This window comes from Halomicrobium sp. HArcel3 (assembly GCF_058933135.1).
On record NZ_JBZYDN010000001.1, the window covers coordinates 293,875 to 318,817 of the forward strand.

The following is a 24,943-nucleotide window of genomic DNA, read 5'->3' on the forward strand; positions in this document are numbered from 1 at the left end:
TGACCGAACACGGCGTCCGAGAATCGCTCCTGACCGACTACACCCACTCTTCGAGGCAGTCAGTCGAGCAGAAGGCCAGGTCGACGTTCGACTCGGTCTCCTCGACGTGCGCTCGAAGGGTGTACGCGGTTCCGTCGGTGTCACAGTTGATGCATCCCATGACCGATCAGTCACACCGAGAGTGGTTTGTTATGAAGCTTTTACCGACCGCGGGCGATCGTTTGGTGGGCTGAATCGGCATGAACGATCGTGGGGGACTACGTGCCGAGAGCGGTCCGGCATTTACGCTCTCCCGGGCCCTGGACACCAGTAGGTTTTCACCTATCCCCGGTAAGAGAGGAGTATGTTCGACAAAGCGACGTGGATCCGGCTGCCGCGGAACGTCGTGGTGGGCCACGGCGTCATCGGGCAGACTGTCGACGCCGTCGAGGACGTCCACCTCTCGGGGCGCCCGCTGGTGGTCTCCAGTCCGACGCCCCACGAGGTGGCGGGCGAGCGCGTCTTCGCGCAGTTCGAGGAGCGTGGCCAGGACCCGGCCGAGGTCATCGTCGAGACGGCGAGCTTCGGCGCCGTCGAGCGCGTCATCGAGACGGCCGAGGAGGTCGACGCCGGGTTCCTGCTGGGCGTCGGCGGCGGCAAGGCCATCGACATCGCAAAGATGGCCGCCGAAGACCTGGACCTGGGGTTCGTCTCCGTGCCGACGGCGGCGAGTCACGACGGCATCGTCTCGGGTCGCGGGTCGGTGCCGGAGGGCGACACGCGCCACAGCGTGGCGAGCGAGCCGCCGCTGGCCGTCGTCGCCGACACGGAGATCATCGCCGACGCGCCCTGGGAGCTGACGACGGCGGGCTGTGCCGACATCATCTCGAACTTCACGGCCGTCCGCGACTGGCAGCTCGCTAACCGCCTGAAGAACGTCGAGTACCACGAGTACGCGGGGACGCTCTCGCAGATGACCGCGGAGATGCTCGTCGAGAACGCCGGGTCGATCAAGCAGGGCCTCGAAGAGTCGGCCTGGATCGTCGTCAAGGCGCTCGTCTCCTCGGGCGTCGCGATGTCCATCGCAGACTCCTCGCGACCCGCGTCGGGCGCGGAACACCTCTTCTCCCACCAGCTCGACCGCATCGCGCCCGAGCCGGCGCTCCACGGTCACCAGGTCGGCGTCGGTGCGATAATGACCGAGTACCTGCACACGGGCGCGAAGGGCCAGTGGCACGACGTCCACGACGCTCTCGAGGCCATCGGCGCGCCGACCACGGCCGACGACCTGGGCATCGCCGAGGACACCGTCATCGAGGCGCTGACGACGGCTCACCAGATTCGCGACCGCTACACCATCCTCGGCGACGGCGTCAACGAACCGGCCGCTATCGAGGCGGCGACGGTGACGGGCGTTATCTAGCCAGCAGCGAAGGACTAGCCACCCGCTAAGAACTAGACGTACTCCGGAATCGCGGGCGTCTCGGACGTCCACGCCGCGTTCTCCACGGTACCGCGCACGTACGTCGCGTCGAGGAGTGCTATCAATCGGTAGACGGTCGGCGCGTCGGAATCGGCCTCGTTGTTGACGCCGGCGATGGTCGCCCGCGCTACCTCGTCGAGACTCACCTCGACGCCGGACTCCCGTCGAACTGTCCTCGCGACGGCGATGGCGAGGGATTCGTCTGACCTGGCCACGCACCGCGGCACTGGACAGTCCCGGTCGTCGCCGAGGTGCAGCGCGTCGCCCTCGTCGTCGTACACTCTCACGTAGACGTCGATGGCGCCCGCGTCGGCGCGCTCGCGCGCCGTCTCGTAGTCGGGCTCTGGGACCGTCAGCGTCGTCTGGTTGACGGGAAACGAGCCGAAGCGTTCCTCCAGTCGCTCGATACCGGCACCGACCCGGTCCTGCATCGTCCCATCACATCCCATGCCGGATACTCGCTGCCGGATAAGGATAAATCCATCTCGTCGTCTCAACACGAGAAAAAGGTTCGCAGTCTGTCGATTTCGTGCTAGACGTGTCTGGATAGAAATTCGACGACGCTGGTGTAGGCCTCGATACGATTCTCCCGCTTGCTGATCCCGTGACCCTCGTCGTCGAAGATCAGTTTCTCGACGGGGACGCCCTGCTCGCGGACTTCCTCGACGATCTGTTCGGCCTCGCCCACGGGAACGCGCGGGTCGTTCGCGCCGTGGAGGACGAACAGCGGCGCGTCGATCTGGTCCGCGCTGTGGATTGGCGAGATGGATTCGAGGAACTCGCGGTCGTCCTCGAGCGACCCGTACTCGGCCTCCCGGAGCGACCGGCGCCAGTCGCCCGTGTTTTCCAGGAACGTGACGAAGTTGGCGATACCCACGACGTCGACGCCCGCCGCCCACAGATCGGGGTACTCGGTCAGCGCCGCGAGCACCATGAACCCGCCGTAGGAACCGCCCATCGCCACGATTCGGTCGGGGTCGACCGCCGGGTGGTCGTGAAGCCACTCGACGCCCGCTTCGATGTCTCTCACGCTGTCCATTCGGTTTTCCACGTCGTCGAGCCGGGTATACTCGGTCCCGTAGCCCGTCGACCCGCGGACGTTCGGCTCGAAGACGGCGTACCCCTGCGAGAGGAAGTACTGGGTGAGTCCGGAGAATGAAGGGCGGCGCTGGCTCTCCGGGCCGCCGTGGATGTCGACGATGACGGGCGTCTCGTCGGTTCCCCCTCCGACGGCCCCCGTCGCGTCGTTGGCGGCGTTGCCGTCGGTCGCGGCGCCGTCGGGCAGCGAGAAGAACGCCGGAATCTCACGGCCGTCGAAGCTCTCGAATTGGACCCCCTCGGGCGCGACGAAGGTGGACTCCGGGATGCCAGCGGTCGCTGCGTAGGTCCAGCGCTCGGCTTCGCCAGTGGCCGTCTCGACGACGAAGACGTTGGTGTTGACCGTTCTACCGGTGACGGTGACGGCGAATCGCTCGCCGTCCGGCCCCCACGAGACGCCGCCGGCGATGCCGCCGGGGAGGTCCGGTTCGGGGAAGCGGTCGATGGTTGTCGGGCCCGTTATCTCGCCGACGGTGAGTTCGTTGTACCCCTCGACGTTCCGGGAGTAGGCGATCTGATTCGACTCCTGGTCGACGGAGACGCCGTCTACGTTCCACCCTTCGCCTTCGGCGACGGTCTCCAGCGTTCCGTCGAGTCCCAGATACGCGAGATTCAGCGTGTCGCTATCGCGGTCGGTGACGAGGTAGAACCCGTCGCCGTCTGGCGCCCACTCCGCGCTCTGGTACCGGATGTCGCCCTCGTGAGGCGTGAGATGGTCGAGGTCGCCCGACTCGACGTCGAGGACGTAGACGTCCTGGTCGAAGTTCGAGTAGGCCTCGGTGACCAGTAGTTTGTCGTCGTCTGGCGACCAGCCGCCCACCGAGAGCCAGCCGTCGCCTTCCAGAATCAACTCGGCATCGGCACCCACAGCGTCCCGGTCCTGGACGTACACGTCGAACACCGACTCGTCCCGGCGGTTGGCGGCGAAGGCGAAGCGCTGGCCGTCGTGGCTCCAGCCGCCCCATCTGTGTTTTGCGTCGGGTCGTGCGGTGAGCGAGTGCATCTGCCCGTCGTCGTCCAGTCGGTAGAACTGCAGCCGCTCGTTGCCGCCCTCGTCCATCCCGAAGATCAGTTCCGGGCGTTCGGGCGAGTAGGAAGCGAAGGAGACCGGTTCGTCGTAGAACGTCCGCTGTTCGGGCCAGACGCCGGACTCGTCGAGCGTCCAGACCTGCGGGACGCCCGTCGTGTCCATCCGGAAGGAGAGTCGTCCGTCCGGGCCGAACGTGGCGCCGTAAGCGCTCCGAACGTTGAGGTATCGTTCGAGGTCGTACACGGTGGTGTCGAGGTCGGCAGCGAGTATAACGGTTGGGCGCGTCGCGAGCGCGCCCCGCGAGTTCAAAACTGGAGGAGGCCCTCGTACAGCTCCCTGGTCGTGAGGTGCTCCTCGACCTCGGCGTCTATCTGCTCGTAGTACTCGTCGTGTTTCCGGACGACCTCGTCGCTCACGTCGAACTCGTTGGTCTCGTAGAAGACGGACTCGGCGCCGAGGTTCCGCATCATCGTGTAGAAGTCCGGGAGGGAGAAGATGGACAGTTTCAGCAGGTCGTCGTCCTCGGAGAGCGGAACGACTTCCCTGGTCAGCCCGTTCCGGTCGAACTGCTCGACGATCGCGTCGACGCGCGGGCTGTACTCCCTGGTGGCGACGTCGCGCCAGAACGCAGTCTCCCCGGTCGCGTACCGGTAGTGGATCGCGATGAAGTCGTAGATGGACTCCCAGACCCATCGTACCCACGTGTTGTACTCCTCCCGGAACCGGTCGTCGGCGATCCCGCCGCGTATCGACAGCATCGTCGCGAGTTTCTCGGCCGCAGTGGCGTTCCCGGTCAGCCCGGTCGATTGCAGCGGTTCGACGAAGCCCTGGGAGTTGCCGATCGCGACGCAGTTCTCGATCCAGGCGCGGTCGTAGTAGCCGGAACTGAACTCGTACTTCGCCACGTCGTCTCTGGCGACGTCCGGGTCACCGCCGGCGCTGTCGGGGGCGACGTCCGGGATGTGGTCGAGGAACTCCTCGAGCGCCGTCTCGTCGTCCACGTGCTCGGAGCTGTAGACGTAACCCAGGTCGCGGTCGTCGTAGGTGTCGATCTGCCAGAACCAGCCGTGCTCGCCCGAGTCGACGGCCGTCGCCGGCAGGACTTCCGAGAGGTCCCTGTCGATCCGAACGGTGTACGCCGAGTCGAGCGGGAATCCGAAGTCCCTGAACTCGGCGTCCTGTTCGCGACGGAGCACGCGCCCGAATCCCGTCGCGTCCACGTACAGGTCACCCTCGTATCGCGCCTCCTCGCTCAGCACACCGTCGATGTGTGCGCCGGTCGTCTCGACGCCGGTGATCGCGTCGTCGACGATCGATATGCCTCGTTCGCGACAGACCTCCCGCAGGAACGACGCGAAGCGCTTCGTGTTGAGGTGGTAGGCCACCTTCTCGTACCGGTCGAGGTTCCCGTCGGACCCGAAGAACCACGGCGATTTCTCCTGCTCGACGATGGCTTCACCCTTCGTCAGGTGGTCCGGGCTGTCGTACAGGTCCGCGTACTGGTGGTAGTAGTGCTCGACCGCGTTCGGATTCTTCGGGTCGGGGTACTTGTCCTCCGGATCGAAGGGGTAGTGGAACGCCGGTCGGTCACACCAGTTCCGGAAGAACAGTGCTCCTTTCCAGACGGGGCGGACCTCGCCGATGAACCGCCGCTCGTCGATGTCGAGCGTTCCGTGGAGGATGTCCTGTATCTTCTTGAACGTGCTCTTTCCCACCGCCGGCGCGTCCCGCTGGAGGTCGTCGACGACGGTCACGTCCATCTCGGGGTTCAGTTTCTGTATCGAGAGCGCAGTCAGTAACCCGATGTCTCCACCGCCGACCACGACCACGTCCCCTATCTCGTCGTCCATGCGTGGGCCATATAGCGCGATGAGAGTAATAACGGTTTGGCGCGCTCCTCAGAGCGCGCCGAAGACGAAGAAGAGCAGCGTCACGGTTCCGGCGACGGCCGCGGCCTCGGACCGCGAGACCGACCTGGCGGATTCGAGGCCGAACGTCCAGACGGCGGCGCCCCAGAGCGATCCGACCGCGTTGAGTGCGAGCGCGACGGGCCGCCAACGGTCCAGGCTCTCCATGATCGGGTCCCGGAAGGCCGCAGGGTCGCTTGCGGCGGTGACCGTGACCGGGTCCATCATCACCCACAGCACGGCCAGGGACACCGGCATCACGAGGAGCGTCGGTGTGAATCCCCAGGCCGCCACGGTCAGCGTCTCGGCGAATCCGCCGTCGGTGTCGAAGAGAGCGGTACCGACGTGGAGCAGCGCACCCGCCAGCAACAACACGATGGGAAGCCCCACCAGCATCGCGCCGTAGAACTGACCCATCGCGTCGCCGAGTATCGTGTCGATGTCCCGGTCGACCTGTGCCGGCGCGTCGCAATCGAAGGCCGACGCGTCCATCTCCTCGAACGCACCGTCCGTACCGTCGTCGCAGAACCCCTCTGGCGGCCGGTTCGGGTTGTCGACCGCGACGGTCCCGTCTATCCTGTCCATGAAAACCGCGCCGAGCAGCCAGATGGCTACCAGGGAACCGAGCGTGACGACGACGGCCAGGATCAGGCCTCGAACGGGGTCGGGCGTTCGCCGTGCGAAGTAGCTGTCTGGGCGGAGGAGGGGCGTGCGAGGACGCATATCTACCGAGATATACACCGTGAACAAATCTCTTCTCACTCGGCGTGTTGCCGGTGCCGACCGGACGCTCACGCGATCTACGGGTGGCGTCCTGTCGCCGCCGGGGAACGACCGGACGAACTCCCATCACTCGAACGAGGGGATTTTTCATCCCCCATAGCAATCTCGGGAGTATGCGCGTGGCGTTCGTCGCGATGGAGACGGTCCACCTGCGAGACACGGAGGGAAATCGACGGCTGGACCGGCTCGCACACCAGCTCGCGGAAGCGGGCCACGACGTGACGGTCTTTTGCTCCCGCTGGTGGGAGAGCGACGGCGACGTGTTCGAACCCGAAGACGTCACGTACCACGCACTTTGCGACGAGCCCGCGACGGCCTCGTTCTGCGTCCGCCTGCCCTACGAACTCGCCCGGCTGAAACCGGACGTGATCCACGCCACGTCTGCGCCCTCGTCGGTCCTGCTGTTCGCTCGACTCGGGGGAACGCTCGCGCGGGCGCCCCTGCTCGTCGAGTGGTTCGGTGACAACGAGCCCCTGCACTCGCGGACGAGCGACCTGGCGGTGCGCGCGCCGGCGGAGATTATCACTCCCTCCGAGATGGTGCGGACCAGCGCGCGCGAGCGCGGCGCGACGGAGAACGGGACGACCGTCATCCCGGAGAGCATCGACATGGACCTCGTCCGCGAGGCCGACCCGGCGGAGACGGTGGACGTCGTCTTCGCGCACTCGCTGGACGACAGCGCCAACCTGGAGAGTCTCTTTCTCGGTCTCGCGGAGCTCCGCGAGAAGGACTGGTCGGCGACGATCATCGGCGACGGCCCCAACCGGGCGGACTACGAGCGCCAGGCGTCGGATCTGCGAATCGACGACCGCGTCGAGTTCGTCGGCGCCTGCGACCGCGAGCGCCGCGTCGAGATATACAAGGGCGCCCACGTCTTCGTCCAGACGGCCTACCGGGAGTTCTTCGCCTCGGAGTTGCTGTGGGCGCTCGCGTGTGGCTGTGTCGGTGTCGTCGAATACCAGGCCCGCTCCAGCGCCCACGAACTCATCGAACACCGCGAGCGGAGCTTCCGGGTGACGAGTACCCAGCAGATGGCCGAGGCCATCGTCGAGGCCGGCGAGTTCGAGCGCCTCACCGTCGACGACACGCTCGCGCCCTTCGACCACGAGAGCGTCCGCGCCGAGTACGAGGAGTGTTACGCGACACTCGTCGACGAGTTCGGCTGGCTCGGCTGAGGGGACGTTCCGCAGTTCCAGCTGGCTGACGGATCGGGTTATCGATCGCGATTACGTCGAACGCGATAAGTACAGATGGCGGATTGATGGGCGAGGGAACCGCTCTAGGTGACACACGCACGACAATCCAATTATCTTCTTTGATTCCCAACCGCGGTTACTTAACGTCGCTCGTGGTACGGGGTGCACGAGGCTGGGTATGAACGCCCCGATGAAACCAGTCAGACCGGCGTCGAATTCGAGGAATCGAGCGTGAGCTCGCTCGACAGAGACCCTGACCTGTCGGGTGCGCTCGCACGAATCCGTCGATTCCGTGCCGAAGACGTCGCTCCCCTGTGTCTCTCCGCTATCGGCGTCGCGCTCGTTCTCCTCGTCGTCGTCGAGTGGATACTCTTCGCACGGCTCCGGCTCGCTCTCATACTCAATCCGGTGAATCTTACCGGCTTACTCACCAGCGCTCCCTCCATGGCCGCGCTCGTCTACGGCGGCCACTGGCTCGCACGGAGTGACGTCGCCCCCGATCGATACGTCCGCGTCGTCGGGTGGTGCGCCGCCGGCATCACCGTCTCCTCGGCGATGAACCTCCTCATTATGAGTACCACGCCGGTGCCGGATCCGTGGTACCTCGTGGGCTGGCTGCGGTGGGCGATGTCCATCGGCGGCGGCGTCGGGCTGCTCGTCGGTGTCATCGAGGCCCGGGCCATCGAGCGCGAGCGGACGGCGGAACGAGCCACCGTCCGCGCCGATTACGCCGAATCCCGCCGCGAGTGGTTCGACTACCTCAACAGTCTCCTCAGACACGAGGTGCTCAACACGTCGAACGTGATCAGCGGACGCTCCGCGCTCCTGCTGGAGGAGTACGACCCCGACGACGAAGCCCGATCCCACCTCGAAACGATCACCCGCCAGAGCGAGGACCTCACGAGGGTCATTCGCGACGTGCGCGTACTGCTCGAGGCGACAGACCGTGACCCCCAGTACGAGGCCATCGACCTCGCGAGCACGCTGGAGGCGGAGGTCGCGAGCCTCCACGACGGGTACGAGGGCGTCCGGACCGAGCTGTCGGTTGCAGACGACCTCACCGTGATGGCCGACGACCTCTTGCCCCGTCTGTTCTCGAACCTGCTCTCGAACGCGGTCGAACACAACGACGGCGACTCCCCTGAGGTCCACGTGACGGGGGAGAAGACGGAGGACAGCGCAGTCGTCCGCATCGCCGACGACGGCCCGGGGATCCCGGCCGAACAACTCGAAACCCTCTTCGAGCGCGACACTACCAAGAGCACCACTCACGGGCTCGGACTCTTCATCGTCCGCACCCTGGCGGATCGCTACGGCGGGACCGTCGCGCTCACCGAGACCGGGCCGGACGGTACCACCATCACCGTCGAACTTCCCCTGGCCGAACGCGGTCCGGACCCGGCGGCTCGCGACGTCGCGGTGGTCCCACCGGATTCCGAGTAGTCCCCGTTCAGCGGGACGGTGGCGCAAGGCGTTTACCCCTCCGACGGATAGCCCGCGGCAGTGACAGACGCCGAACTCTCGCTGTCGGACCTGTACGACGCCATCGAGAGCGTCGGCCGGCCCCACCTCACCGCCGCGGAGCTCTCGCGGAAGACCGACCTGACGACCGAGCGGGCCCGCGAGGAACTCGAACGGCTCGCCGAGCTCGACGAGGTGGCCCAGCAGGACGTCACCAGCGCCGACGCCGTCTGGTACCCGACGGACCTCGACGCCGTCACCGACCGCGAGCGCGTCGTGCTCTTCCCCGACCGCCGCGAAGTCGTCGTCCAGCACGCCGACCAGTTCACGCGCGCACAGCTCTCCCAGTTCGCCCACCTCGTCGACACGAATCGATCCGGTGGGGCAATCTACGAGATGCGCGAAGAGGACATCTGGCAGGCGCCTTACGACTCGCTGGACGACCTCGTCGCGACGATGCGGGACGTCTTCGGCGAGCGCTCGCCCCACCTGGAGGAGTGGGTGACGAGCCAGTGGGAACGGGCCCGGAAGTTCCGCCTCTACACCCATGAGGACGGCTACACTGTGCTGGCCGCCGAGAGCGACGACCTGATGGGCAACGTCGCCCGCCAGAAACTCGACGACGAGACGCTGCGAGCGCCTATCTCCGATTCCGAGAGCTGGGTCAACGAGGAGAAGACGGCCCAGGTCAAGCGCACGCTGTACGACGCTGGCTACCCCGTCCGGGACGAGCGCGACCTGGACGAGGGCGAGGACCTGGACCTGGAACTCCGGCTGAACCTGCGGGACTACCAGGCCGACTGGGTCCAGCGCTTCGTCGAACAGGGCTCGGGCGTCTTCGTCGGCCCGCCCGGCAGCGGCAAGACCGTCGCCGCCATGGGCGCGATGGAAGCGGTGGGGGGAGAGACCCTCATCCTCGTTCCCTCGCGCGAACTCGCCAGCCAGTGGCACGACGAACTCATTTTGCACACCGACCTGGAGGAGTCCCACATCGGCGAGTACCACGGCGGGACCAAGGAGATTCGACCGGTCACCATTGCCACCTACCGCACCGCAGGGATGGACCGCCACCGCAAGCTCTTCGACGAGCGCCGGTGGGGACTCATCGTCTACGACGAGGTCCACCACGTCCCCGCCGACGTCTACCGCCGCAGCGCCGACCTGCAGGGGAAACACCGACTCGGCCTCACCGCGACGCCCACCCGCGAGTCCGACGACGAGGAGGAGATTTTCACCCTCGTCGGCCCGCCAATCGGGACGGACTGGTCGGCGCTGTTCGAGGCCGGCTTCGTCCAGGAGCCCGAGGTCAACATCCGGCTCGTCCCCTGGGGCGACGACGCGGAGGCCGACGAGTACGTCTCCGCCGTCGGCCACGGCCGGCGGCAAGCGGCGGCCGACAACTCCGCGAAGATAGACGAGATCCGATTCCTGCTGGAAGAACATCCCGCCGCCAAGGCGCTGGTCTTCGTCGAGTACCTCGACCAGGGCGAAGCCATCTCCGAGGCCCTGGAGGTGCCCTTCATCAGCGGCGAGATGCCCCACGCCCGCCGCGAGAAGCTCTTCGACGAGTTCCGCCGCAGCGAGCGCGACGCGCTCGTGGTGTCCCGTGTCGGCGACGAGGGCATCGACCTGCCGGATGCAGAGCTCGCGATCATCGCTTCGGGGCTCGGTGGTTCACGTCGGCAGGGTGCACAACGAGCCGGCCGGACGATGCGTCCAGTGGGTGACGCGTTACTGTACGTGCTCGCGACCCGCGGGACCGAGGAGGAGGACTTCGTCCGCCAGCAGATGCGCCACCTCGCGTCGAAGGGGATTCGCGTGACCGAGAGCGAGAGCGAGGTTGGCGACGTTCGGGAGTCGACGCTTGACGATGGCGACGCTGATTCTGACGCCTCCGGCGAGGGCGGGACTGTGGACTGAGTGATCGACGACTATCGATCCACCCCGGACGTACACCGAGGGCGCGTGCGGTCGTGCGTGCCGGCGCGACAGCGCCGGTCGCACACCTTTCCGCGCGAGGGATGAGCACCGAAGCGAACGGAGTGAGCGAGGCGCGCAATCGGCTGGGGAGGTTCGAGGCTGTGGCGTTCGGTCCCTGGTGTCTTGCGCGAACGAAGTGAGCGCAAGGCTCAGGAGACGAACGAAGTGAGTCTCCTGATGGACTGAAAGGGCGAGGGTCGGTCCGGGAACCCGGGCAACGTAAGCACTGGAGCGAACGGAGTGAGCGAAGTGCGTGGTTCGAGAGAGCGAAGCTCTCTCGTCATCACGAAAGGCGCTCCGCGCCTTTCGGACGACAGCGAGCCCCGGGAGCGGACCGACCCGAGGGCTTTCGGCACCTTCTCGACTCCGGAGTGAGTTTAGACAACTCCCAGAAAGCCCTCGGCCCGCTCGCAGGTTCTGTGCGACATATCCTCACTCACTCCGTTCGCTCGGATAGGGGCCGCGCAGAACCTGCGACCGAACCTCGCCCTTTCAGTCCACCAGGATTCACCGACAGCCACACGCCTCCCCAGCCGACTCACTCGGTCGCGGGGCTCCCTCGCTCGCCCCTCGCGTGGATTCGACGAGCGGCCTCCGCTGTCGCTCCGGCACGCTCGACCGCACGCGCCGACGGACTGGACTCCATCTCTCGATTCACACGAAAACTGTCTCACGCTCGCGCACGGAAGAACTCGAAGGTGCCGCCGAGTTCGTCGTCGACTTCCTCGACGTCCTCTATCTCGAAGCCCGCAGCCGTCACCAGTTCGCGGTTCTTTTCGGGGCCGTAGAAGCTCCAGGACATCGTCTCGCCGGTGTCGAGCCAGTCGTCGTTCTCGTCCTCGAACTCCGCGGTCCCCATCGTCACGACGAGGCGTCCGCCGGGTCGGAGCACGCGCTGGAACTCCGAGAGGACGTCCGCGTGCTCCTCCTTCGGGACGTGGATGATGGCGTGGTACGAGACGAGCGCGTCGAAGCTGTCGTCGGCGAAGGGCAGGCTCGCCAGGTCGCCCATCGTCAGGTCGGCGACGGGAACGCGCTCCGTGGCCATAGAAAGCTGTTCGCGGGAGATGTCCAGGCCGACGACGTCGTGGGCCGCCGCCAGCGTCTCGGTCGCCGGACGGCCCGCGCCGCAACCGGCGTCGAGGACGCGGGAACCGTCCGGCAGTGACGCGGCGAGTTTCTCGGCAATCTCCCGCTCGCGGCCGTCGCCCCGGCGCTCCTCGGCGTAGGTCTTCGCGATGGCATCGTACCCCTCGCGAACGACGCCTCGCTGGTCCATGGTGGGGACTCGTTCGAGGGCGCGAAGGATTTTCCGATCCTGCGAGAAGGGTCACGGACAAGCGAAAGCCGAACCCGCTAGTCGTACTGCGTCGGCCGGATTCGACGGTACCTGGCGGCGTTCGATCCGATTCAGAAACACTTTTCGCCCATGGAAGGGCCGAAACCAACGTATGATCTCGGTCCCCCACCCGTCGAAGACCCTCCTGTTCGTACTCGTAGTCGGCGCCGCCTTCGCCGCAATCCCGTACGCCATCGACGTGAAAGCCGGCGCAAACGACGGACTGAGGTACGAGGCGACCGCGTTCGATCCCGAGTCGGAGGCCCACGTTCTGGCCCACCGGTCGAGCGCCGTCGAGAACCTGACCGCGGCCGCCGACGAACCCGACAACCGGAAACTCCTCGACCGGGCCGCAGACGGCGAGACCGTCTCGGTGCCCGCGAATCATAGCCGGCTCGGGTATCTCGCCCACGAAGACGGCTACGCGGTCTATCGTGGCGAGTACTACCTGGTGAACGGCACCGAACGGAACGAGACCGTGACGGTGCGATTAGAGGCCCGCACGACGGACCAGGCGATGGACGATCTCGCAGTCCCCTATGAGTCGGCCTTCCCTGGGGTTAAGCGAGTCGTCGACCGGGGTAACGCCACGATTACGCGGAACGAGAGCGACAGGACAACTGGAAACGAGTCGGTCGGAAATGAATCGGGTGAATTTTCCCTCGGCCCTGACGTTCCGCCGGTCGTCGAACGGGACGGGACCTACTACGCGATCGGTCTCGTGAATCCACTGTCGATACTCCTCCCGTTCGCTCAGGCCGCCGTCGTCAGGTGGTTGCAGCGGCTCGGAAACGTCTACGCTGGGGCTGCCCTTGGCGTCCTCGGTGCCACGGCATTCACCCGGTCCAGAAGCGCGCTGACCCTTCGTTCTGCAACGGTCGTCGCCGCGTTCACGGCCGCCGTCCACGGCGTACTCGTCGTCGCCTCACCGACACCAAGTAATCCGATTGCCGCCGGCTCGTCGCTCCTCGACGCTTTTGTCCTGGCTGGAGCCCTCGGCGTCGGTGTCGCCCTTCGGCCGCCCCGGTCCGGCCGTCGAATGCTCGCCGCCGGGATCGTGATGGGAGCGATATTCACGACGGCCGCCGCAAACGCCGCGATGGTCGGGTCGATCCTCGCCCTGTTCACGTCGCTGATCTGGATAGTTCTATCCGCGCTATTCGTCAGTCCGCCGTTGCTCGCGCTCGGGTACGTCCACGGCGTCGATCAGTAGAATCGACGGCGGACGACTACCCTGACGGCCGGACGAAGCCGATGGATGGACAGTCCGATACCGCTCTGGTGTGCCTGCACAAAACGACCGCCGCTCCGACGCCGTCGCCAGCGCTCCCGGAATCACTTTGCCGGACCCGGCAGTCCGTGCGCACGAGATGCCAACGGTCGAGCGACTCACCAGCGACGAGCAGTGGGACGAGGCGGTCCCCATTCTCAGACAACTCTGGTCCCACGAGGACGAAGACTTCGTCCGGTCCTGGCGTGACGAAGCAGACTACGAGCTGTATGGCTACTACGCCGGTGACGAGAGCGACGACACCGACCGCGAACTCGTCGCCGTCGCGGGGCTCTCCGTCCAGCGCGTGCTCCACCACCGGCGCCACGCCTGGGTCCACGACTTCGTCGTCGACGAGGCCCACCGGGGCGAGGGCCACGGCGCGGCCCTGCTCTCCTGGATCGAGGAGTGGGCCGACGAACAGGACTGCGAGTACGTCGCGCTGGCGGCCGTGCTGGACAACGAGGAGGCCCGGGAGTTCTACGAGGCCAACGGGATGGAGACGTGGGGCTACGTGGTCGAGGCGAAACTGGAGTGACGGACTCAGCTTCGGATCGACTCGGGGCCGTTGGCGGCCTTTACGACCTTCACTGCCGTCGCGTTCTCGTAAACATCGAAAGAAGACATCGCGGGTTATTCCTCGACGACGATCATCCCAACCATCTCACTTCTCTCGTGGGGGATACAGAAGTATTCGTACACGCCGGGCACCTCGAAGGTGTAACTGTATGTGTCTCCCTTGCGTAGCAGACCGGTTCCACTGTCATCTCTCGCTGCTTGTTCGGATTCGTGATCGCCGGCGTCGAAGAACTCGGCGTCCTCCGGTATTTCGTCCTCGTAGGCCGTCACCGTGTGTTCGCGGTCGCCGTTGTTGAACCAAACTACGCTCTCACCGGCAGCAATGGTAACTCTTTCCGGAACGAACTCGTTTTGATCGTTGGCCTGGACTACTCCGGCATATTCCTCTTCGAGATCGTCCTGAGAGTGCTGTGGTGCCACCTCGCCGTTTTGGTAGCACCCTGAGAGGGGAAGTGTGAGACTTGCTCCGAGTCCAGCGATAAACCGTCGGCGTGTATACTGCATGCATTTGAAGGGCATGACTGGAACAGCACGTCTCGTCTCTTCAGTTCTTTGATGGTCGGGGACTTGATTAAAAAGCGGCGTCGGGCGAACTTAGTCACCGATCGACTCGGGGTCGTCGGCCGCCTTCACGACCTTTACTGCCGTCGGTTCTCGAAAACATCAAAAGAAGACATCGTGGGTCATTCCTCGACGACGATCGTCCCAACCATCTCACTTCTCTCGTGGGGGATACAGAAGTATTCGTACTCGCCGGGCACCTCGAAGGTGTGGCTGTACGTGTCCCCTGTCCGCAACCGGCCAGTCCCGGAATCATTTCTGGCTTCTTGCTCCGACTCATGATCGCCGGCGTCGAAGAACTCGGCGTCCTCCGGTATTTCGCCCTCGTAGGCCGTCACCGTGTGTTCGCGGTCGCCGTTGTTGAACCAGACAACGCTCTCACCGGCAGCAATGGTAACTCTTTCCGGAACGAACTCGTCGCGATCGTTGGCCTCGACTACTCCGGCATAGTCCTCTTCGAGATCGTTCCGAGAGTGCTGTGGCGTCACATCGCCGTTCTGAGAGCACCCTGAGAGGGGAAGTGTGAGACTTGCTCCGAGTCCGGCGATAAACCGTCGGCGTGTATACTGCATGCTTTTGAAGGGCATGACTGGAACAGCACGTCTCGTCTGTTCAGTTCTTTGATGGTCGGGGACTTGGTTAAAAGGCGACGTCGAGCGAACTTAGTCACCGATCGACTCGGGGTCGTCGGCCGCCTGCACCACCTTCACTGCCGCCGCGTTCTCGTGGACGTCGTGGACACGGACGATGTCGGCGCCGCGGTCGGCGGCCAGCGCCGTCGCCGCCACCGTCGCATTCGGCGCGTCGCCGCCGCCCTCGCCGACGTGGCCGAACATCGACTTGTGGGAGTGGCCGATCAGCACCGGACAGCCGAACGTCTCGAACTCGTTCGTCCGGCCCAGCAGTTCGAAGCTCTCGGTTTGGGTCTTGCCGAAGCCGAGACCAGGGTCGACGATGATCTGCTCGCGGTCCAGACCCGCCTTCTCGGCCAGGAGGACCTTCTCGGTCAGCTGGTCGACGACGTCCTCGACGACGTCATCGTACTCGACGTCGTTGTCCGGGTCCACGGGCACCGCCTCGCTGTGCATCACGACGAGGGGGACGTCGTACTCTGCGGCGAGGAAGCGCATCTCCGGGTCCTCCAGCCCGGAGACGTCGTTGAGAATGTCGGCGCCGGCATCCAGCGCCGCCCGGGCGACGGTCGCCTTCCGAGTGTCGATGGAGACCAGCGCGTCCAGGTCGGCGAGTTTCTCGACGACCGGAACGACGCGGTCGACCTCCTCCTCGACGGGGACGACGTCGGCGCCTGGGCGGGTGGACTCGCCGCCGACGTCGATGATGTCAACGCCGTTCGCGACCATCTCCTCGGCCCGGGCGACGGCGTCCTCCACGGCGTCGTACTCGCCGCCGTCGTGGAACGAGTCCGGCGTGACGTTGAGGATGCCCATCACGGCGGTGCCGTCCTCCCACGGGTAGCCACGGGAACTATCGGGTTGCTGGATGTCCAGCGCGGCCCGGAGTTCTCTGGCCAGCGTGGACAGGCCGTAGGGCTGGCCGTCGAGTTTGTCGCAGAGGCGCCTGTACTGGGCCATCGTGGCCATCAGCACGACGTCGAGGTTCTCCTGGTCCTGGTTGTTGAGCCCCGACACCGCGCACTCGCCGCCGAGCGACAGCAGTTCCTCCTTCAGGTACTGGGCCTGCCGGGGCTGGACGCGGGTCTTGAGGACGCGGTGGACTGCCTTGCCGCGCATCCGCCAGGCGCCGGCGTCGGTGACGTGGGCTTCCTCGATGGCCTCCCTCGCCTCCGAGATGGAGTCGACCTGCTTGGGTATCTTCGGTCGGATCCACCGCGACCGGGCCTCGCCGACGGCGTACAGCGACCCGGCGACGAGCACGCAGTCGTCCTCGCCGGCGGCGTCGAGCGCGATGTCGAACGCGCCCGCGACGTCGCTGCGAGTCTCGATCTCGGCGTCGGTCTCCTCCTCGAAGGCCGCCGCGACGACGGACTCGTCCTCGGCGCGGTCGACGTCGGGCTGGCAGGCGACGACGTTGTCGACCGAATCGATGGCACGGGCGACGCTACGCAGGTCCTTGTCCACCATCGCGCCGACGACGAGGTGGAGGTCGTCGTAGTCGAACTCGCTCAGCGTCTCGGCGACGCGCTGGACGCCGCCGGGGTTGTGGGCGCCGTCGAGAATGACGAGCGGGTCCTCGCCCATCACCTCGAAGCGGCCCGGCCAGTGGGCGTTCCGGAGCCCGCGGGCGATGGTCGCCTCGTCGACGTCGGCAACTTGCCTGGCGAGCGTCGCGGCGATACCGGCGTTGCGGGCCTGGTGCGCTCCAACCAGCGAAAGCTTCGTCTCGACGGCCCAGTCGGGGCCCGAGAGGGAGACCGCTCCTTCCAGCCCCGACCGACCGTCGTACGTGACTTCGACGCCTGGGTCGGCGTCGTCGGCGTCGCCGGCCCGGGAGTCGTCGGTCCGCTCGGCGTCGCCGACGGTCACGACGTCACCGGCCACGGCTTCGACCGCCGCCAGCGCCTCCCCGGTCGTCGCCGTGACGATGGGTGCGTCGTCGGGCTCGACGTGGGCCTTGTCGCGGGCTATCTCGTCGATCGTGTCCCCGAGGATCCCGGTGTGTTCGAGCGTGACCTCGGTGACGGCGCTGGCGACCGGGTCGACGACGCTCGTGGCGTCCTTCTTGCCGCCGATGCCCACTTCGAGTATCGCGACGTCGACGTCCTGCCGGTCGAACTCCCAGAGGGCCAGCGCCGTCAGCGTCTCGAAGAAGGTCGGCGAGTCGCCGTCGGCGGCCTGGTCGGTGACGTACGGTCGAATCTCCTCTGCGAACTCGACGATGGCGCGCTCGGTGATCTTGTGGCCACCGACGGTGACCCGTTCGCGCACGTCGTCGAGGTGTGGCGAGGTGTACAGGCCGACGTCGAGGCCGGCCTCCCGCAGGGTGCGTTCGAGCATTCGCGCCGTGCTCCCCTTTCCGTTCGAGCCGGCGATCTGCACGCACTGCAGGTCGACGTGGGGGTCGTCGAGGTGAGCGAGCAGGTCCCGTGTTGCCTCGGTGCCGGGCCGCAAGGCGAAGCGCCGCAGATCGAAGAGAAAGTTCGCCGCCTCGTGGAACTCCATGCTCGTGTGTTCCCCGCCGCGCGCTTTAGACTGACGATTACACCGACGTCAGCGACGACGGGGACGACACTGTCGACACCCCAGCGCCCGGAATCCCGGCCCGCGGTGGCCCGTCAGTCCTCGCGCTCGCCGTCGAATCTCCGAAGGAGGACCGTCGCGACGGCGAGAAACGCCATCCCGACGACGGGCGCGACGTCGACCGGGTAGTCCCTGGAGGCCTCGTCGTCGGCGTGGGGTTCGTCTGGAGTGGGGTCCTGGTCAGTGGCTCCGCGCCCGCTGCTCGTGAACTCGTCCTCACCGCCGCTTTCCCGGAACTTCAGGAACCAGACGGCGACGGCGCCGACGACGCCGAGCGCGGCGGCGATACCGCCGATCAGGAGCTTCTTCTCCATTATTCGGGATACGAGCCCCCCGTCCTCGTCGTCCGGTTCGTCGGTGGGCGCGCCGGGCCACGGCGTCGACGGGCGCGTCCACGTCCTCGCGCTCGCTCGGTTCTTACCGGCCGAGTCGTCCAGGTGTGCCTCCACGCCTGCCGATCTCGCGGGTGGTTCGTCGGTCGGACCGACGTCGGCGCCGGGGGAACTCGCGTCGTCGACGCCGGTCGCGGACGGGCCAGGCTCGGCCTCGCTCGCAGGACTTCCCGCCTCATCTAGGTCCCGTTCCTCGGCCGGGACAGGCGTCACACCCGGAATCGACGTGAGGATCCGACGGATCGCGTCCTCGTCGACGTCGAACTGGAAGAACGTGAACTCTCTGCTCATGTGTGTTACGACGGGCGCCGCCACCAAAAACACCACCGACGGTGAACACGACCGCGGCGCAGGCTCACTCGGCCTCGCGCTGTCGCTCACGGTTCAGCAGACCCGAGACTCGTGAGTCCCCACCTCGGTCGTCGCTCTCGCGCGTCGATTCGAGGGCGTCGAGCGGGCCGGTGTGGTCGGCGAGCGTGGACTCCGGTTCGGCCTCGGCGAGGAGGTCGAGCATCTCGCGCTCGAAGTCCCGCTCCGACAGGTCGCCCTCGACGTAGCGGCGCTTGATCGCTCGCTCCCGCTCTTCGAGGCTCGGTGCGAACCGCTCGGAGAGGGCGAGCCCGCGAATCGGCGGCAGGACGGTTTCGAGGAGCGAGAACATCCGTGCTGCGCGCTCGCTGGTGGGGAAGGAGAGCCGCCGGAGCACGCTCACGACGAACGCGACGGTCAGCGCCACCTCGGCGAGTATCAACAGCGCCGCGACGCCGACGACCACCGCCGCGTCGGCGAGCAACGCTCCGAGGCTCGCGCCGCCGACCGCACCTGCCAGGAGCGCGAGCGCGCTCACGCCGAGGAACCCCACGATGACGTACCCGACGACGAGCGCGAGCGCGAGCGTCACCCAGTGCCAGTTACGCGAGAACCAACTCACGCCGAACTGTTCGCAGTGCGGGGGCAAAAGCACGGCGAAACCGCAAGACACAAGCCCGACGAACGGGTGCCGCCGCGCGCGGAAGGCTCAGACGTCGACGGTGGCGCGGGCGTCGGCGAGCAGTTTCTGGACCGCGACCGGCTGGTCGGTCTCACTGCTCTCGATGGCTGCCTCGACGAGGGCCACCGACTGGAGGTTGTCGTGGACGTTGGTCGCCATCGGCTCACCGCCGTCCAGCCAGTCGAGGAACTGCCCGACGAGCCAGGTGTTCGACCAGTGCTCGCGCTCGTCCAGGGGGACCGCTTCGCCCCGCTCTCGGCCTGTCGTTCCGACGACTCCCTCTGCGTCGGCGTCGTAGGGATAGCGCGTCAGTTCCCGGCCGTCGAGCTCGAGGGTGGCGTCGCGACACTCCGCACGGACGTAGTCGCTCCCCCAGCCGTTGAGCGTCGTCGCGTTGGCTTTCGCGCCCTCCCACGTCGCGCGGACACCGTTTTCGAAGCGCAGCTGGACGGTTGCCTGGACGTCGCCGGCGTACTCGGCCCACTCGGGCTGCCAGGAGTCGGCGTACAGCCGCTCGCAGGGTGCGCCGGCCATGTCCGCGAGGAAGTCGAGCTGGTGGACCGCTCCCTCGACCATGAGCGGATGATCCATGTCGTGGCGAAACGCACCCCACGTCCCGTAGGTCCGGGCGTTGCAGGTGAACCGGCCGACGAGGTAGTCCAGCGGGCCGCTCGACTCGGCGCCGATCTGCCGACGCAGCGTCGTCTTGTCCCGGTCGAACCGGTGGCTCATCGTCACGCCCATCTTCGCGCCGGCGCGCTCGACTTTCTCGGCGATGCGGACGGACGCCTCGAGCGTGTCGGCGATGGGCTTCTCCGAGAGAACGTCGAGGTCGTGGGCGAGGGCTGCGTCGACCACCTCCTCATGGACCCACGGCGGGACGACGACGGTGCAGAAGTCGGCGTCGTGTTCGGCGAACGCCTCTTCCACGTCGGTGTAGCAGGCCTCCGCGGGCACGCCGAGGTGGTCCCGGGCGTTCTCGTGGGCCGACTCGTCCACGTCGACGGCGGCGACGACGTCGACCCGGTCGGCTTCGACGTGGGGCTGCAGGAAGGTGTCACACCAGCGAGCGCCCTGGCCACCGGTCCCGACCTGAATCGCGCGGTATGTCATACCACGCATCCGACGCCGCGCGCACAAAGCCGTGTCGGCACGCCGGCGTCGATCCACCTCGTCACTTACCTCCGACAGTCCGCCTCGTCACTCGTCCTCGTCGCTCTCCCCACGGAACGGGACGTACGCGCGCCCGCTGATGCCGCCCAGCAACGACTCGCGGAGCGAGAGCTGGCGTTTGAAGTCCTCGCTCCGGGCCTCCTCCACCCGACGCTCGGTCGTCTGGAAGTAGTTCACCACGGTGACGAGGGCGACGCCGCCGACGGAGTTGCCGAGCAACACCGGCAGGACGAACTCCCAGACCCCGACGGCGAGGGCGAGTTCGCCCTGGAAGACGAGGTAGACCATCTCCGTGGACGAGACGACGACGTGGTAGAGGTTGCCGAAGGGGATGGCGAGGAAGGCGACGTAGACCAGCACGAGCCGGGAGATGGTGTCCCGGGAGGCGTAGTCGACCCAGACGACGCCGGCGACGATGAGGCCGGCGAAGACGGCCTTGGCGAACAGCGTCCACCAGGCGGTGTCGATGGCCTTCTCGGCGAATCCCTCGGCCGCCGCCGCGGCCTCGGGCGTGAACACGCCCGTCGAGGAGAGGAAGAACGCCCCGGCGACGCCGCCGACGAGGTTGGCGGCGAGCACGACGGCCCAGATGCCCAGCAGCGCGGGCACGCTCGCGAGGCGTTCGAGGACGAGCGCGACGGGCGGGAGCGTGTTCTCTGTGAACAGCTGGTAGTCGCCGAGGATGATGTAGACGAAGCCCAGGGGATAGAGGATGGCGCTCAGGACCGGGTCACCGCCGGTCTTGGCCGTCATCGCCGTGTACAGCAGAAAGGTGATCGTGATGGCAAAGCCCGCGGCCAGGCCGCTGAAGAACAGTTCCCGGGTGCCGACGCGGATCTCCTCGTCAGCCGCCGCGAGGATCCGCTGGAATATCTCGTCGGACGAGAACCGGTCGCGGACCACCGCGCCCGCGGCGGGTGCGCCGTGTCGCGACCGCTCGACCGCCTCGCGGACGTGGTTCCCCTCGGACTCGTCAGGATCAGCCATTACGGGGGTCCTACGACGAACTCCCGGAAAGGAACTTCGTTCGAGGGTGGCGAGCGAAGCAGTCGCTAGCGCTCAGTCGTGCCTAAAGGAGCGCTGGCCGGTGAACACCATCGCCACGTCGTGTTCGTTCGCGGCCTCGACGACGGCGTCGTCGTTCTTCGACCCGCCGGGCTGGATGACAGCCTCGATGCCGGCGTCGACCGCTTCCTCGATGCCGTCCGGGAAGGGGAAGAAGGCGTCAGAGGCCATGACGGCGCCCTGCGAGTCCTTCCCCTCGGCGTGCTCGTCGGCCTTCATCGCTGCGAGGCGGACGGCGTCGACGCGGGAGACCTGTCCCATGCCGATGCCCACCGTCTCCGTTCCCTTCGCGAAGAGGATGCCGTTCGACTTGACGTGCTTGAGCGTGTGCCAGGCGAACAGCATCGACGCTATCTGTTCGTCCGTGGGCTCGCGCTCGGTGACGATCTCCAGGTCGTCCGGTGTCAGTTTCTGGCGGTCGCGCTCCTGGACGAGTCTGCCGCCGACGAGGGGTTTCTCGGTGAGGGGCTCCGTGGCCTCCAGGTCCCCCTCGCAGTGCAGGACACGCAGGTTCTCCTTCTCGAAGAGGACGTCCAGCGCCGCGTCGGTGTAGCCGGGCGCGACGACGACTTCCTTGAACGAGTCGATGATCTGTTCGGCCGTCTCGGCGTCGCACTCGCGGTTGAGCGCGACGATGCCCCCGAAGGCGCTCATCGGGTCCGTCGAGAGGGCCTTCTCGTAGGCCTCCGCGACGGTGTCGGCCGTCGCACAGCCGGCCGGGTTCGTATGCTTGATGACAGCGGCTGCTGGCTCGTCGAACTCTTTGATGAGGTTCAGCGCGCCGTCGGCGTCGTTGTAGTTGTTGTACGACAGCGCCTTGGCGCCCTCGTTCAGCTGGTCGGCGTGGACGACGCTCGCCTCCGTGGTGGTAGGATCGGCGTACAGCGCGGCGTCCTGGTGGGGATTCTCCCCGTAGCGCAGGTCCGCGGCGCGCTCGTCGCTGACGAGGCGCCGAGTCGGGAACGCGCCGCCGTCGTCACCGTCGACGTCGACGGTGCCGGCCGCCTGGTCGACGTCGACGCGGTCCTCGGCGAACCACTTGACCGCTCGCGGGTACGCGGCGAACTCGCCCTCGTAGAGGACGCGCTCTTTCAGGTCTGCCTCGTCGTCGCCCTCGTAGACGGGGATGGGTTCCTGGGTGACGACGGGGCCGCCGTCGACCGTCTCGTCGACGACGTGGACGGTACAGCCCGTGAGCTTGACGCCCGACTCGATGACCTGCTCGTGGGCGTCCATCCCGGCGAAGGAGGGCAGGAGCGAGGGGTGGACGTTCAGCGTCGTCGGCGTCGCGTCGAGGAAGGTGTCGGTGAGGACGCGCATGTACCCGTCGAGGCAGACGAGGTCGACGTCGTAGTCGGCGAGTGCGTCGACCACGCGTTCCTCGTGGGCCGCGCGTTCCTCGTCCTCGTCGCGTTCGACCACTTCGGTCGGGATGCCGCGTTCGGCTGCGGCGTCGAGCACCGGTGCGTCGGCGTCGTTCGTGACGACGACGGCGAAGGACGCGCCGCCCGGGGCGCGGTCCGCGATGTTCATCAGGTTCCGGCCGCGGTTGCTGGCCATGCCGGCGAGTTTCATGTGCGAGGAAGCGGAGCGGGCGCGCAAAGTAGTTGCGAATCCACCCTCGACACAGTCGACACAGTCGGTGCAACAGGTGCAGTCGACGCGACCGAAGCCGTCGACGCGGCGTGGCGCTTCGACGCGGTCGACACCCGAACCATTTGTCACGGGCGGCCGTAGTCGCCCCTGTGACCGGTACTCGTCGTCACTGGGCCGCGCTCCCCGTCGTCGCAGGTGGACTGACCTGGACCGGCTGGGCAGTCGTCGCTGCAACCACCGGATCGGTCGCCGACGGCGTCGCGCTCTCGCTGGTCGCGATCTCGGGCCTGCTACTCGCCGTCGGGCTCGCCGGCCTCGTCCTCGCCTTCGACTGGGCCTACCAGTTCCCCGGCGGCGAGGGGGCCGCCCTCGCAGCCGTTGGGTCGCTCTCGTTCGCCGTCGGCCAGGCGCTCGGCCTGGTCCGTGGCGAAGGCGGGCTCGCGACGTGGTTCCTCGCGCCCGGTGTCCTCGTGCTCGTGGCCGGGTCGCTTCTCCTGGCCGCCGGTCTCGTGCGCGCCCGCCGTCTCCCGCCGTGGATCGGTGTCAGCCTGTTCGTCGGCACCGTCCTGTTCCTGGGGTTCAACCGGGTGTCGGCGCTGGCGCTCCCGGTCGGCCTGGCCTGGGTCGCGGTCGGGAGCCACCTCTGGCGCCATCCCCATCGCCCGGCCGACCACCTCGAACCGAGCGCCGCCGGGCGGTAGTCGCGCCTTCCCATCGCGGCATCGACCGGTTCGCGGCCGTTATGGTCGGTCGCTCGGGGAAAATCACTACGGTGTGGCGCCCGTTTTCCCCCGTATGCGTGATCGAGACCCGGTAGCGATCGTTCTCGGCGGTACCGAGGACCTGTACGACGTCGCCGAGTGGGACTCCCGGTCGATAATCGACAGGCTCTCGGTCGTGATATACGCCGTCTTGCACGGGATCAAGCGGTACGGCCTCCTCGCGCTCGCGCTGCTCTTCTTCGTCGCCCAGCTCGCCTTCGCGGGGTTGCTCGTCCTCGAAGAGCCCAGACTTGGCTTCCTGGCGGCGCTGTCGGCGGTCCCGGCGCTCCTGCTGGTCGCCTACGTCTGGTACGACGACCCCACGCGCCGGGAGCCCATCGACGCGCTCGCGATCACCTTCGTCCTCGCAGTCCTGTTCGCGAGCTTCGCCGCCGCAGTCAACTCGGTCTTCCAGATCGTCTTCAGCTGGATTCCCGTGATCGGGATGGCGCTGTTCTTCTTCCTCGTCGTCGGCCCCATCGAGGAGACGGTGAAGTGGCTCGCGATCCGGACTCACGCCTACCGCAGGGACGACTTCGACGCCGTCATCGACGGCGCGGTGTACGGCGCCGTCGCGGGACTGGGCTTCGCCACCATCGAGAACGCCCTCTACATCGCACAGGGGTACCAGGCGGCCGCGGAGATGGCCGGCGTCACCCAGATCGAACGCGCAGTAGGGACGGCCACCAGCCGTGCATTCGTCGGCCCGGGCCACGTGCTCTACTCCGCCTTCGCCGGCTACTACCTCGGCCTCGCCAAGTTCAACCGCGAGAACGCCGGTCCAATCGTCGTCAAGGGTATCCTCATCGCCGCGCTCATCCACGCCACCTACAACACGCTCGTGACGTACCTGCCGGCCGTCCTCCCCGTCTGGAACCTGTTCGTCTCCCTCGGCTTCATCCTCGGCTTCGACCTCATCGTCGGCTACTTCCTCTACCGCAAGCTCTCCCGCTACACGAGCTACTACCACCGCGCCGAGGACGAGTCGGACGCCATGGGCGCGACGACGGAAGACGACTGATCTGTTCGGTCGTCTCTTCGTGATCTGATTGGCTTTTTCCGTGCAGTGAGTGGGATACCG

General features: G+C 66.8%; 22 protein-coding genes. 8 read left to right on the top strand and 14 right to left on the bottom strand.

The annotated features are described in order from the left end of the window. Positions 1-37: 37 nt before the first annotated feature. Positions 38-160, bottom strand: a complete 123-nt coding sequence (locus AC5FRV_RS01455; protein ID WP_281244900.1) for a hypothetical protein — start codon at positions 158-160, stop codon at positions 38-40. Positions 161-343: 183 nt separating this feature from the next. Here AC5FRV_RS01455 and AC5FRV_RS01460 point away from each other — a divergent pair, with 183 nt between their 5' ends. Next, complete coding sequence (locus AC5FRV_RS01460; RefSeq protein WP_089816837.1) at positions 344-1,402, top strand: NAD(P)-dependent glycerol-1-phosphate dehydrogenase; 1,059 nt, start codon at positions 344-346, stop codon at positions 1,400-1,402. 32 nt (positions 1,403-1,434) lie between these two features. Here the strand turns inward: AC5FRV_RS01460 and AC5FRV_RS01465 are convergent, their stop codons facing one another. From AC5FRV_RS01465 to AC5FRV_RS01480, 4 genes are all read right to left on the bottom strand, one after another. Continuing rightward, positions 1,435-1,911 carry a hypothetical protein gene (locus tag AC5FRV_RS01465; RefSeq protein ID WP_493559347.1) on the bottom strand — a complete coding sequence of 159 codons (477 nt, stop codon included), beginning with the start codon at positions 1,909-1,911 and terminating at the stop codon, positions 1,435-1,437. 83 nt (positions 1,912-1,994) lie between these two features. Beyond that, on the bottom strand, positions 1,995-3,833 hold the full coding sequence (locus tag AC5FRV_RS01470) for a S9 family peptidase (protein WP_493559348.1): 1,839 nt from the start codon (positions 3,831-3,833) through the stop codon (positions 1,995-1,997). A gap of 62 nt (positions 3,834-3,895) precedes the next feature. Further along, positions 3,896-5,440, bottom strand: a complete 1,545-nt coding sequence (locus AC5FRV_RS01475; RefSeq protein WP_493559349.1) for an FAD-dependent oxidoreductase — start codon at positions 5,438-5,440, stop codon at positions 3,896-3,898. Between the two features lie 48 nt (positions 5,441-5,488). Beyond that, complete coding sequence (locus tag AC5FRV_RS01480; protein WP_493559350.1) at positions 5,489-6,220, bottom strand: Yip1 family protein; 732 nt, start codon at positions 6,218-6,220, stop codon at positions 5,489-5,491. Positions 6,221-6,393: 173 nt separating this feature from the next. On the opposite strand from AC5FRV_RS01480, the gene AC5FRV_RS01485 reads away from it, so the two are divergent. The 3 genes from AC5FRV_RS01485 (at position 6,394) to AC5FRV_RS01495 (ending at position 10,857) form a co-directional block, all read left to right on the top strand. After that, positions 6,394-7,455: a glycosyltransferase gene (locus AC5FRV_RS01485; RefSeq protein ID WP_493559351.1), complete on the top strand. Its 1,062-nt coding sequence runs from the start codon at positions 6,394-6,396 to the stop codon at positions 7,453-7,455. 252 nt (positions 7,456-7,707) lie between these two features. After that, a complete protein-coding gene (locus tag AC5FRV_RS01490; protein ID WP_493559352.1) occupies positions 7,708-8,919 on the top strand; it encodes a sensor histidine kinase in 1,212 nt (403 codons plus the stop codon). Between the two features lie 60 nt (positions 8,920-8,979). Continuing rightward, the gene (locus tag AC5FRV_RS01495) at positions 8,980-10,857 is read left to right on the top strand and encodes a DEAD/DEAH box helicase (RefSeq protein WP_493559353.1); all 1,878 of its coding nucleotides are present in this window, start codon (positions 8,980-8,982) and stop codon (positions 10,855-10,857) included. A 730-nt stretch (positions 10,858-11,587) separates the two neighbouring features. Here AC5FRV_RS01495 and AC5FRV_RS01500 read toward each other — a convergent pair. Next, positions 11,588-12,196, bottom strand: coding sequence for a class I SAM-dependent methyltransferase (locus tag AC5FRV_RS01500; RefSeq protein ID WP_493559354.1), 609 nt, complete (start codon positions 12,194-12,196; stop codon positions 11,588-11,590). Positions 12,197-12,368: 172 nt separating this feature from the next. Between AC5FRV_RS01500 and AC5FRV_RS01505 the strand changes: the two genes are divergently transcribed. Both AC5FRV_RS01505 and AC5FRV_RS01510 read left to right on the top strand, forming a co-directional pair. Beyond that, the gene (locus AC5FRV_RS01505; RefSeq protein ID WP_493559355.1) at positions 12,369-13,469 is read left to right on the top strand and encodes a DUF8127 domain-containing protein; all 1,101 of its coding nucleotides are present in this window, start codon (positions 12,369-12,371) and stop codon (positions 13,467-13,469) included. A 157-nt stretch (positions 13,470-13,626) separates the two neighbouring features. Continuing rightward, on the top strand, positions 13,627-14,064 hold the full coding sequence (locus tag AC5FRV_RS01510) for a GNAT family N-acetyltransferase (protein ID WP_493559356.1): 438 nt from the start codon (positions 13,627-13,629) through the stop codon (positions 14,062-14,064). 95 nt (positions 14,065-14,159) lie between these two features. Here the strand turns inward: AC5FRV_RS01510 and AC5FRV_RS01515 are convergent, their stop codons facing one another. The 8 genes from AC5FRV_RS01515 to purH all read right to left on the bottom strand — a co-directional run bounded on the left by AC5FRV_RS01515 (position 14,160) and on the right by purH (position 23,080). After that, a complete protein-coding gene (locus tag AC5FRV_RS01515) occupies positions 14,160-14,624 on the bottom strand; it encodes a cupredoxin domain-containing protein (RefSeq protein WP_493559357.1) in 465 nt (154 codons plus the stop codon). Positions 14,625-14,788: 164 nt separating this feature from the next. Continuing rightward, positions 14,789-15,253, bottom strand: coding sequence for a cupredoxin domain-containing protein (locus AC5FRV_RS01520; RefSeq protein ID WP_493559358.1), 465 nt, complete (start codon positions 15,251-15,253; stop codon positions 14,789-14,791). Between the two features lie 75 nt (positions 15,254-15,328). Then, positions 15,329-17,806: a dihydropteroate synthase gene (folP, locus tag AC5FRV_RS01525; protein WP_493559359.1), complete on the bottom strand. Its 2,478-nt coding sequence runs from the start codon at positions 17,804-17,806 to the stop codon at positions 15,329-15,331. A 113-nt stretch (positions 17,807-17,919) separates the two neighbouring features. Further along, a complete protein-coding gene (locus AC5FRV_RS01530) occupies positions 17,920-18,567 on the bottom strand; it encodes a hypothetical protein (RefSeq protein ID WP_493559360.1) in 648 nt (215 codons plus the stop codon). Positions 18,568-18,631: 64 nt separating this feature from the next. After that, on the bottom strand, positions 18,632-19,207 hold the full coding sequence (locus AC5FRV_RS01535) for an SHOCT domain-containing protein (RefSeq protein ID WP_493559361.1): 576 nt from the start codon (positions 19,205-19,207) through the stop codon (positions 18,632-18,634). A gap of 87 nt (positions 19,208-19,294) precedes the next feature. Further along, entirely contained in the window at positions 19,295-20,380 is a 1,086-nt protein-coding gene (locus AC5FRV_RS01540; protein ID WP_493559362.1) for a Gfo/Idh/MocA family protein, read from the bottom strand. Between the two features lie 87 nt (positions 20,381-20,467). Beyond that, positions 20,468-21,427 (bottom strand): formate/nitrite transporter family protein, encoded by a 960-nt coding sequence (locus AC5FRV_RS01545; RefSeq protein WP_493559363.1) that lies wholly within the window; start codon positions 21,425-21,427, stop codon positions 20,468-20,470. A 72-nt stretch (positions 21,428-21,499) separates the two neighbouring features. Further along, the gene (gene purH, locus AC5FRV_RS01550; RefSeq protein WP_493559364.1) at positions 21,500-23,080 is read right to left on the bottom strand and encodes a bifunctional phosphoribosylaminoimidazolecarboxamide formyltransferase/IMP cyclohydrolase; all 1,581 of its coding nucleotides are present in this window, start codon (positions 23,078-23,080) and stop codon (positions 21,500-21,502) included. A gap of 170 nt (positions 23,081-23,250) precedes the next feature. On the opposite strand from purH, the gene AC5FRV_RS01555 reads away from it, so the two are divergent. After that, positions 23,251-23,802, top strand: coding sequence for a hypothetical protein (locus AC5FRV_RS01555; RefSeq protein WP_493559365.1), 552 nt, complete (start codon positions 23,251-23,253; stop codon positions 23,800-23,802). A gap of 94 nt (positions 23,803-23,896) precedes the next feature. Further along, on the top strand, positions 23,897-24,883 hold the full coding sequence (locus AC5FRV_RS01560) for a PrsW family intramembrane metalloprotease (protein WP_493559366.1): 987 nt from the start codon (positions 23,897-23,899) through the stop codon (positions 24,881-24,883). Positions 24,884-24,943: the final 60 nt, after the last annotated feature.

What these genes read in the sequence shown, in the direction of transcription:
- AC5FRV_RS01455 (WP_281244900.1), bottom strand. Translation starts at nt 160, where the DNA reads ATGGGATGCATCAACTGTGACACCGACGGAACCGCGTACACCCTTCGA.
- AC5FRV_RS01460 (WP_089816837.1), top strand. Translation starts at nt 344, where the DNA reads ATGTTCGACAAAGCGACGTGGATCCGGCTGCCGCGGAACGTCGTGGTG.
- AC5FRV_RS01465 (WP_493559347.1), bottom strand. Translation starts at nt 1,911, where the DNA reads ATGGGATGTGATGGGACGATGCAGGACCGGGTCGGTGCCGGTATCGAG.
- AC5FRV_RS01475 (WP_493559349.1), bottom strand. Translation starts at nt 5,440, where the DNA reads ATGGACGACGAGATAGGGGACGTGGTCGTGGTCGGCGGTGGAGACATC.
- AC5FRV_RS01480 (WP_493559350.1), bottom strand. Translation starts at nt 6,220, where the DNA reads ATGCGTCCTCGCACGCCCCTCCTCCGCCCAGACAGCTACTTCGCACGG.
- AC5FRV_RS01485 (WP_493559351.1), top strand. Translation starts at nt 6,394, where the DNA reads ATGCGCGTGGCGTTCGTCGCGATGGAGACGGTCCACCTGCGAGACACG.
- AC5FRV_RS01500 (WP_493559354.1), bottom strand. Translation starts at nt 12,196, where the DNA reads ATGGACCAGCGAGGCGTCGTTCGCGAGGGGTACGATGCCATCGCGAAG.
- AC5FRV_RS01505 (WP_493559355.1), top strand. Translation starts at nt 12,369, where the DNA reads ATGATCTCGGTCCCCCACCCGTCGAAGACCCTCCTGTTCGTACTCGTA.
- AC5FRV_RS01510 (WP_493559356.1), top strand. Translation starts at nt 13,627, where the DNA reads ATGCCAACGGTCGAGCGACTCACCAGCGACGAGCAGTGGGACGAGGCG.
- AC5FRV_RS01515 (WP_493559357.1), bottom strand. Translation starts at nt 14,624, where the DNA reads ATGCCCTTCAAATGCATGCAGTATACACGCCGACGGTTTATCGCTGGA.
- AC5FRV_RS01520 (WP_493559358.1), bottom strand. Translation starts at nt 15,253, where the DNA reads ATGCCCTTCAAAAGCATGCAGTATACACGCCGACGGTTTATCGCCGGA.
- folP (WP_493559359.1), bottom strand. Translation starts at nt 17,806, where the DNA reads ATGGAGTTCCACGAGGCGGCGAACTTTCTCTTCGATCTGCGGCGCTTC.
- AC5FRV_RS01530 (WP_493559360.1), bottom strand. Translation starts at nt 18,567, where the DNA reads ATGAGCAGAGAGTTCACGTTCTTCCAGTTCGACGTCGACGAGGACGCG.
- AC5FRV_RS01540 (WP_493559362.1), bottom strand. Translation starts at nt 20,380, where the DNA reads ATGACATACCGCGCGATTCAGGTCGGGACCGGTGGCCAGGGCGCTCGC.
- AC5FRV_RS01545 (WP_493559363.1), bottom strand. Translation starts at nt 21,427, where the DNA reads ATGGCTGATCCTGACGAGTCCGAGGGGAACCACGTCCGCGAGGCGGTC.
- purH (WP_493559364.1), bottom strand. Translation starts at nt 23,080, where the DNA reads ATGAAACTCGCCGGCATGGCCAGCAACCGCGGCCGGAACCTGATGAAC.
- AC5FRV_RS01560 (WP_493559366.1), top strand. Translation starts at nt 23,897, where the DNA reads ATGCGTGATCGAGACCCGGTAGCGATCGTTCTCGGCGGTACCGAGGAC.